Origin of the sequence: Thalassobaculum sp., from assembly GCF_040219615.1 — a bacterium.
Lineage (GTDB): Bacteria > Pseudomonadota > Alphaproteobacteria > Thalassobaculales > Thalassobaculaceae > Thalassobaculum_A.
This window is the reverse complement of sequence record NZ_JAVJSE010000034.1, coordinates 1-6,351: the sequence shown is the minus strand read 5'-3', so window position 1 is coordinate 6,351 and position 6,351 is coordinate 1. Positions and strand designations below refer to the sequence as shown.

The 6,351-nt window shown below is 68.3% G+C and carries 11 protein-coding genes; 3 read left to right on the top strand and 8 right to left on the bottom strand.

Annotation, left to right across the window (positions count from 1 at the left end; genetic code table 11):
- From RIC31_RS17890 to RIC31_RS17880, 3 genes are all read left to right on the top strand, one after another.
- The coding region (locus RIC31_RS17890) for an HAD-IC family P-type ATPase (RefSeq protein ID WP_350110811.1) at window positions 1-943 on the top strand (943 nt) is incomplete at its 5' end.
- A gap of 20 nt (window positions 944-963) precedes the next feature.
- Window positions 964-1,335, top strand: coding sequence for a hypothetical protein (locus RIC31_RS17885; RefSeq protein ID WP_350110809.1), 372 nt, complete (start codon window positions 964-966; stop codon window positions 1,333-1,335).
- Between the two features lie 63 nt (window positions 1,336-1,398).
- Complete coding sequence (locus tag RIC31_RS17880; RefSeq protein WP_502990135.1) at window positions 1,399-1,731, top strand: YnfA family protein; 333 nt, start codon at window positions 1,399-1,401, stop codon at window positions 1,729-1,731.
- Window positions 1,732-2,116: 385 nt separating this feature from the next.
- Here RIC31_RS17880 and RIC31_RS17875 read toward each other — a convergent pair whose 3' ends face one another.
- The 8 genes from RIC31_RS17875 to RIC31_RS17840 form a co-directional block, all read right to left on the bottom strand.
- Window positions 2,117-2,731 carry a class I SAM-dependent methyltransferase gene (locus RIC31_RS17875; RefSeq protein WP_350110806.1) on the bottom strand — a complete coding sequence of 205 codons (615 nt, stop codon included), beginning with the start codon at window positions 2,729-2,731 and terminating at the stop codon, window positions 2,117-2,119.
- A 27-nt stretch (window positions 2,732-2,758) separates the two neighbouring features.
- On the bottom strand, window positions 2,759-3,499 hold the full coding sequence (locus tag RIC31_RS17870; protein WP_350110803.1) for a cytochrome c biogenesis CcdA family protein: 741 nt from the start codon (window positions 3,497-3,499) through the stop codon (window positions 2,759-2,761).
- Between the two features lie 76 nt (window positions 3,500-3,575).
- Window positions 3,576-4,253, bottom strand: coding sequence for an SCO family protein (locus RIC31_RS17865; protein WP_350110801.1), 678 nt, complete (start codon window positions 4,251-4,253; stop codon window positions 3,576-3,578).
- A gap of 68 nt (window positions 4,254-4,321) precedes the next feature.
- Window positions 4,322-4,555 carry a hypothetical protein gene (locus RIC31_RS17860; protein WP_350110798.1) on the bottom strand — a complete coding sequence of 78 codons (234 nt, stop codon included), beginning with the start codon at window positions 4,553-4,555 and terminating at the stop codon, window positions 4,322-4,324.
- Window positions 4,548-4,892: a hypothetical protein gene (locus RIC31_RS17855; RefSeq protein WP_350110795.1), complete on the bottom strand. Its 345-nt coding sequence runs from the start codon at window positions 4,890-4,892 to the stop codon at window positions 4,548-4,550. Before RIC31_RS17855 ends, RIC31_RS17860 begins: the two co-directional genes overlap by 8 nt.
- A complete protein-coding gene (locus tag RIC31_RS17850) occupies window positions 4,889-5,545 on the bottom strand; it encodes a TlpA family protein disulfide reductase (protein WP_350110792.1) in 657 nt (218 codons plus the stop codon). The genes RIC31_RS17855 and RIC31_RS17850 overlap by 4 nt, the downstream gene beginning before the upstream one ends.
- A gap of 6 nt (window positions 5,546-5,551) precedes the next feature.
- Window positions 5,552-5,986, bottom strand: a complete 435-nt coding sequence (locus tag RIC31_RS17845; protein WP_350110789.1) for a DUF411 domain-containing protein — start codon at window positions 5,984-5,986, stop codon at window positions 5,552-5,554.
- Between the two features lie 44 nt (window positions 5,987-6,030).
- Window positions 6,031-6,351 (bottom strand): hypothetical protein (locus RIC31_RS17840; protein ID WP_350110786.1); only part of this gene is annotated, 321 nt, incomplete at its 5' end.

Here is a 6,351-nt window from a genome sequence, read left to right as displayed (position 1 = left end):
CGTGACCGAGGTCGTGCCGGTTGGCGTCGACGAGGCCGAGGTGCTCGCGAAGGCGGCCGCCGTCGAGCGCGATTCCAGTCACCCGATCGGGATCGCCATCGCCGAGGCTGCGGCGGCGCGCAACATCGAGCTTCCGAAGGTGTTCGGCGGTGCAGTCGCGATCCCCGGCAAGGCAGTCCGGGCGCGCCTGCAGGGCGGCTTTGTGTCGGTCGGTTCGCCGCGCTACGCAGCGGAGCATGCGGACCTCCCCGAGGAACTGGGCGACCGGTGCCGGGCTCTCGAGGCGGACGGCAAGACGGTGGTTACGGTGATCCATGGCCGCCGCGTGATCGGGCTGATCGGCCTGCGCGACCAGCCGCGCGAGGACGCGCAGGCCGGTGTCGCCGCGCTGAACGGCCTCGGAATCCGCACCGTGATGCTGACCGGCGACAACCGCCGCACCGCTGCAGCGATCGCCGCGGGCCTCGGCCTGGAGGCCAAGGCCGAGCTGCTGCCGGACGCCAAGCTCGCCGAAATCGCAAAGCTGCGCAGCCACGGCGGCGTCGCCATGGTCGGCGACGGCATCAACGACGCGCCGGCCCTGGCCGCGGCCTCGGTCGGCATCGCCATGGGCGGGGGTACCGACGTGGCGCTGGAGACCGCCGACGCCGCACTGCTGAAGAACCGCGTGCAGGGAGTGGCCGAGATGGTCGGCCTGTCGCGGGCGACGCTTACCAACATCTGGCAGAACATCGCGCTGGCTCTCGGCCTCAAGGGCATTTTCCTGGTCACGACTGTGACCGGCACGACGACGCTCTGGATGGCGATCCTGGCTGATACCGGGGCCACAGTCCTGGTCACCATGAACGCCCTGCGGCTGCTGCGCTTCGACGCCAGCCGGACAGCGGGCCGCGGCGCCGCCCACGTGCCGCCGAAAGCCTTCACGTCGAAGCGTGAAGCCTGATCGAACAGGAGCGATGAACGATGACTGCGGAAGCAGGACCGTCGACAGCGATCGCCTGCACGTTGAGCTCGGGCGACTTTCGCCAGCGCCTCGCCTGGATCGCCGCGCTGAACCGCGATGCCCTGCACACGCGGCATCGAGACGGACGCCGGCTCGAACTGACCTATGCGCCGGACGCCGTCGACCGGGTGAGCGAGATGGTCCACCGCGAGCAGCAGTGCTGCGCCTTCCTGAGCTTCACGCTGCATCGGGAGGCGGGCGCCATCCGGCTGGTCATCGAAGCGCCGGAAGCAGCGGCAGGTTCCCTGGACGCCGTATTCGAGCCCTTCGAGGCACCAGTCGCCGCCGCCGGCGATTGTGGCTCTGCAGCGCGCCATGACGCCGCACACTGACGGCGGTTCTCCCGGTGACTGTGAAGCCGGGCTTCTCGCGACCGGAGGAACGGCTTGACCGCTATGTTGCCGTCGCTGGCGATCTACATCGCCGCCGCCTTCGCCGAGATCGCCGGCTGCTTCGCCTTCTGGGCTTGGTTGCGGCTCGATAGAAGCCCGTTGTGGCTGCTGCCGGGCATGGTGTCGCTTGCGCTGTTCGCGTTTCTACTGACCCGGGTCGACCTGGAGTTCGCCGGCCGCACCTATGCAGCGTATGGAGCGATCTACATCGCTGCATCACTGGTGTGGCTATGGGCAGTGGAAGGGCAGGCGCCCGATCGCTGGGACCTGACGGGCGCGACCCTTTGTATGCTCGGCGCGGCTGTCATCGTGCTGGGGCCACACGCCCGAACGTGAGTCCGAGGCGTCTTGGTGCGCGGATGCGCCATTTTCTCGCGCAACCGGACGTCCGCTCATACGAGCGACTGCCATCGTTGCTTTCCAGGCGCAAAGCCGGAGATGATCGAGATCGCCCGGCCGGACGTCACTTGCGTCCCGACGTGAGGTACTTCACGAGGGCTGCGATCCCGAGGACGAGCAGGATCAGAACGAGCAGCCAGAACAGGCCCATTGCCCAGCCCATTCCCCACATGCCTTCCATCATCTTCGACGATCTCCTTTCGTTGTTGCGGTTTCGGCGTATCGTCGGCCCGCGGTCGCGCTAACCGACCCGGCCAGAGTGCTATTGCGGTCGTCTCGCATCGCGTCGGCGTGGACCGAACTCAGCGTTTGTCCGCGTTGCCTATCCCGGCCGCGCACGACCCTCGTACATGAAGGTCATCGGCCTCGGCCCCTTGGCATAGCCGGTCTCGATCCCCGTGATCTCGAAGCCCCCGGCCTCGATCAGGCTGCGGATCGGCCGGTTCAGATGGCAGCCGCCGCCGATCCGCTTCCAGGCAGGGGTCAGTCCGTCCTGCCAGCGGCGCACGCCAGGATCCGGCGCCAGCCCGTGCTCGACGAACAGCAACTGCCCGCCGGGCTTGAGCACACGCCGCATCTCGGCGAGGGCCTGAACCGCTCCCGGGATGCTGCACAGCGTCCAAGTCGTCAGCACGGTGTCGACGCTGCCGTCGTCCAGCGGGATAGCCTCTGCCGAGCCCTCGATGAAGCGTACCGGTAGTGTCGAGTTCTGTGCGGCGCGCTCGGCCATGGCGATCAGCCGCGGCGACGGGTCGAGCCCGATCACCTCGCGTGCATCGGGGCCGTAGAACGGCAGGTTGAGTCCGGAGCCGATGCCGATCTCCAGCACCCGGCCCTCCGCGACGGAGAGCACGCGCTGCCTGTACGGCACGAGGGTCCGGTTCCGCATGGCAAGGTTGGTGAGATGCGGCAAAATACGGTCTTCGTAGAAACTCATTGCAAGTTCTCCGACACCCGGGGCCGATCAGCCGATCGTCGCAAGGGCAGGAAAGGTGGCGAGCAGCCAGTAGGAGAAGGCGCTGAGCTGGCCGCTTATCATCGCGATCCCCATCAGGACCATCAGGCCGCCGGCGCCGACCTGGAGGACCAGACCGGCACGGCCGATCGACCGCAGCCGCGCGGCGACCGCGTCGGTGAAGACGGCGGCGAGCAGGAACGGCACGCCGAGGCCGAGCGAGTAGATCGCCAGCAGTGCTGCGCCATCGGACAGGGTCGCCGCGGACGCACCCATGGTCAGGATGGCGCCGAGGATCGGGCCGATACACGGGGTCCAGCCGAAGGCGAAGGCAAGACCCAGCACATAGGCGGAGATCGGATGGCCTGCCGGGAGAGTTCCGCCGAACCGCCAGTCCCGCAACATCCAGGCCGGCCGGACGAAGCCGATCAGGAACAGCCCGAAGAGGATCACGACCGCGCCGCCGGCGATGTTGAGCTCGTAGCGATAGCTCATTAGCAGCTGACCAAGGGCCGTCGCACTGGCGCCGAACAAGATGAACACGGTCGAGAAGCCCAGCACGAAGCAGCCGCTGAGCCCCACAGCCGGCAGCCTGAGCGTAACGGCGCCACCGTTCGAACCTTCCGCGACCGTTCGCCCGGCGAGGTAGGAGACGTAGCCGGGTACCAACGGCAGGACGCAAGGTGACAGGAACGAGATCAGCCCGGCCGCGAAGGCGGTCAGGATGCCGACGTTCGAGATCTCCCACATCGTCCAACTGCCTCCGGCTGTGTCTCTCGAACCCGTCGCGGCCGTCGACGGTTGCGGTCAGGTCCTCGTGTTGCCGTTACCGGAACCACGCCTTGACGCTCTCCCAGAGGGTCGGCTCGGCCGGCTTCCCGTGGTTGTTGGTGAGCCCGTTGACGTAGAGGACGAGGTTCAGCAGATCGAACTCCAGGCCGTGGAAGTTCGCCGCCCAGCGACCGCCGCGGTCGATCACGTGGGTGACGACGCCGTGCACCTGCAGGCCTTCCTCGGTCTGCGTGAACTTGTGGCCGTAGGCCTCGACCAGCTTGCGCGTCGTGTCCTCGCCCTGATCTGGCCCGGCAGTCAGGAACACCCAGTTTGCCGGGTCGATGCCGTGTGCGGGGCCGTAGTCCTTCATCACCTCCGGGGTATCGTTCGCCGGGTCGGTGGTGACGCTGATGAACTGCACCCGCTCCTTCATAGGGGTCTGGTTCACCATTTGCTGGATCTCGGCGATCTTCTCGGCGTGCAGCGGGCAGACGTCCGGACAGCTCGCATAGATGAAGTGCATCACCACGATCCGGTCGGCGAAGTCGGACAGCACCACCGGCTTGCCGTCGGCATCGACCAGCGCGAAGGCCGGGGCCGGCCTGTCGATGGTCTGGAAGAACTGCTCCTTGCCGACCATCACCTCGTCGAGCTTGTCGCCGGGGTGGTGGGCTGCGGCCGGCGATCCGAGCGCCAGCAGGGCCGGCAGCGCGAGGGCAAGGTAATTCATTGCTCGCATGGGTCTCTTCCCGTGAGGTGAGCGGGGCCGGCCGACCGGCGGCCGGCTCCACCGCGGTGTCAGCGGCTGGACGACGGTGCGGCGTCGGGCGCGTCCTGGCGCCACTGGTCGTTCGGTGCGCCGGAACCGCCCTGGCGCATCGACTGCATCATCTCGCTGCCGCCGGTCATCATCTCGCTCATCCGGTCCATCATGCCGAAGCCGCCGGGTTCATGAGCGTATAGGGCCGGAGCGATCGCCAAGCCCGCGACCAGAAGGGTTGTGGCGGCAAGGATCTTCATCGGGTCACGCATCGGTGCCGTTCCTTTCCTTCGACGGATCGACGGGCCCGGTCGGCGTGGCGCCACGCGCGGCGTCGCGGTCGCTTGTACCCGTCGAGCACGACTTGCCGCCGGCCTTGTTCATGCAGAGGCCGAGCGCGCACATGGCAGCGCAGGGCAGCAGGCCGACCAGGATCGGCGCGATACCCGCCGCCGTCAGCCAACCCCAGTTCAGGGCCAGGCCGGCGGCGAACACGAGGCCTGTGAGGACGAGCAGGACACGGCGGCCACCCAGATAGTGGCGGGCCAGGCCGAGCAGGTCGCGCGCAAAGGACGGCGGCACCTCTGCCGATCGGGTGGAGATGGTCATGAAGGCACCCCTTCCTTGTTGGACGTGGTCGTCGTGTCGGGCCCCGCTGCGCCGGCCCGCCGGGAGAGTTGCCCCCGGAAGAACGCCGTCATCGACGGCGTGTCCCATTCCGCCGGCCCGACATGCCGGGCGACCTCGCGGCCGTCGCGGTCGATCAGCAGCGTGGTCGGCAGACCATAAGCGCCGAGGTCGCGTGCTGCCTTGGCGGTGACGTCGATGTACCGACCGAGATGCTTCACCCCGATCTCGGCGTAGAACCGGTCGACGGCCTCGATCCCGGCCCGGTCGATGGAAAGCGCGACCACCTCGAAGTCCGGCCCGCCGAGGCCGGCCTGCAGCCGGTCGAGTGTCGGCATCTCAGCCCGGCAGGGACCACACCAGGTGGCCCAGATGTTGAGCAGCACCACCTTGCCCCGGAGTTCGGAGAGGGCGAGTGGACGGCCGTCGCCCACCTCGAACCGCAGCTCCGGGACCGGCCGCGGCTCCTCGTGCAGCGACATTACGGCGGGCCGGCTACCGGAGCCTGCCGCCACGGCCGCCACGACGGACGGCTCGCTCCCGGAATCGAGCAGTCCCGCGACCGCGACACCGAGCACGAGACCGCCGGCGACACCGACGGTCAGACTCAGCCAGCGTCGTTGCTGCCGCGTCATGGTCGGCTACTCCACCGCATAGACCTTCGGCGCGCCGTCGCCGATCTCGTAGATCGTGAACGGCGCGGTCTTCTGCCCGTTCATGCCCGGCGAGCCCATCGGCATGCCCGGCAGGGTCACGCCTTTGATTCTGGGGCGCTCGCTCAGCAGCCGGTTCACCGTCGTGACGGGGACATGGCCGCTGACCACATAGCCGTCGATGAACGTCAGGTGGCAGCCCTGGAAGTCGTCGGTCATGCCGGCCTCGCGGCTCATGGTGGCGAGGTCGTGAGTCGGCTTGACGGTCACCGCGTAGCCGTTCTGCCGCAGGTAGTCGGCATAGCCCTCGCAGCAGCCGCATTGCGGGTTCTTGTGCAGCGTCGCGGTCTTGGCCGGATCGGCGGCCTGGGGATGGCCGAGCGGCACCAACAGCAGGCCGAGAAGTGCGATCAGTCGAAGCATGGGAAGTGTCCTTTCGCGGGGTCGGTTCGGGGGAGGAGCGCGCATCAGCACACCTCCTCGACGAGTCTATTCAGGTCGCGGAGGCTGGCGAACACGATGGAGACGCGGTCGCCCATCATGCCGGCGCCGACGATTGCCGGCGCGCCGGGGGCCGGGCCGGTATCGCGGGTATCGAGCTTGAGGCGGACGTTCATTTCCCAGTGGGCCGTCTCGGCACCGTCCGCCGTGGTGACGAAATAGCTGTCGCCGCAGTGCCGGACCTTGGTCACCTGGGCACCCGGGGGCGTCGGCGTCAGCGGCTCCGGCTTCTGTCCCCGGGTGTAGCCGGCCGGGACGAGGCCGCGGTCGACGACCGCCTCGGCGCC

What these genes read in the sequence shown, in the direction of transcription:
- RIC31_RS17845 (WP_350110789.1), bottom strand. Translation starts at nt 5,986, where the DNA reads ATGCTTCGACTGATCGCACTTCTCGGCCTGCTGTTGGTGCCGCTCGGC.
- RIC31_RS17870 (WP_350110803.1), bottom strand. Translation starts at nt 3,499, where the DNA reads ATGTGGGAGATCTCGAACGTCGGCATCCTGACCGCCTTCGCGGCCGGG.
- RIC31_RS17880 (WP_502990135.1), top strand. Translation starts at nt 1,399, where the DNA reads ATGTTGCCGTCGCTGGCGATCTACATCGCCGCCGCCTTCGCCGAGATC.
- RIC31_RS17865 (WP_350110801.1), bottom strand. Translation starts at nt 4,253, where the DNA reads ATGAATTACCTTGCCCTCGCGCTGCCGGCCCTGCTGGCGCTCGGATCG.
- RIC31_RS17855 (WP_350110795.1), bottom strand. Translation starts at nt 4,892, where the DNA reads ATGACCATCTCCACCCGATCGGCAGAGGTGCCGCCGTCCTTTGCGCGC.
- RIC31_RS17850 (WP_350110792.1), bottom strand. Translation starts at nt 5,545, where the DNA reads ATGACGCGGCAGCAACGACGCTGGCTGAGTCTGACCGTCGGTGTCGCC.
- RIC31_RS17885 (WP_350110809.1), top strand. Translation starts at nt 964, where the DNA reads ATGACTGCGGAAGCAGGACCGTCGACAGCGATCGCCTGCACGTTGAGC.
- RIC31_RS17875 (WP_350110806.1), bottom strand. Translation starts at nt 2,731, where the DNA reads ATGAGTTTCTACGAAGACCGTATTTTGCCGCATCTCACCAACCTTGCC.
- RIC31_RS17860 (WP_350110798.1), bottom strand. Translation starts at nt 4,555, where the DNA reads ATGCGTGACCCGATGAAGATCCTTGCCGCCACAACCCTTCTGGTCGCG.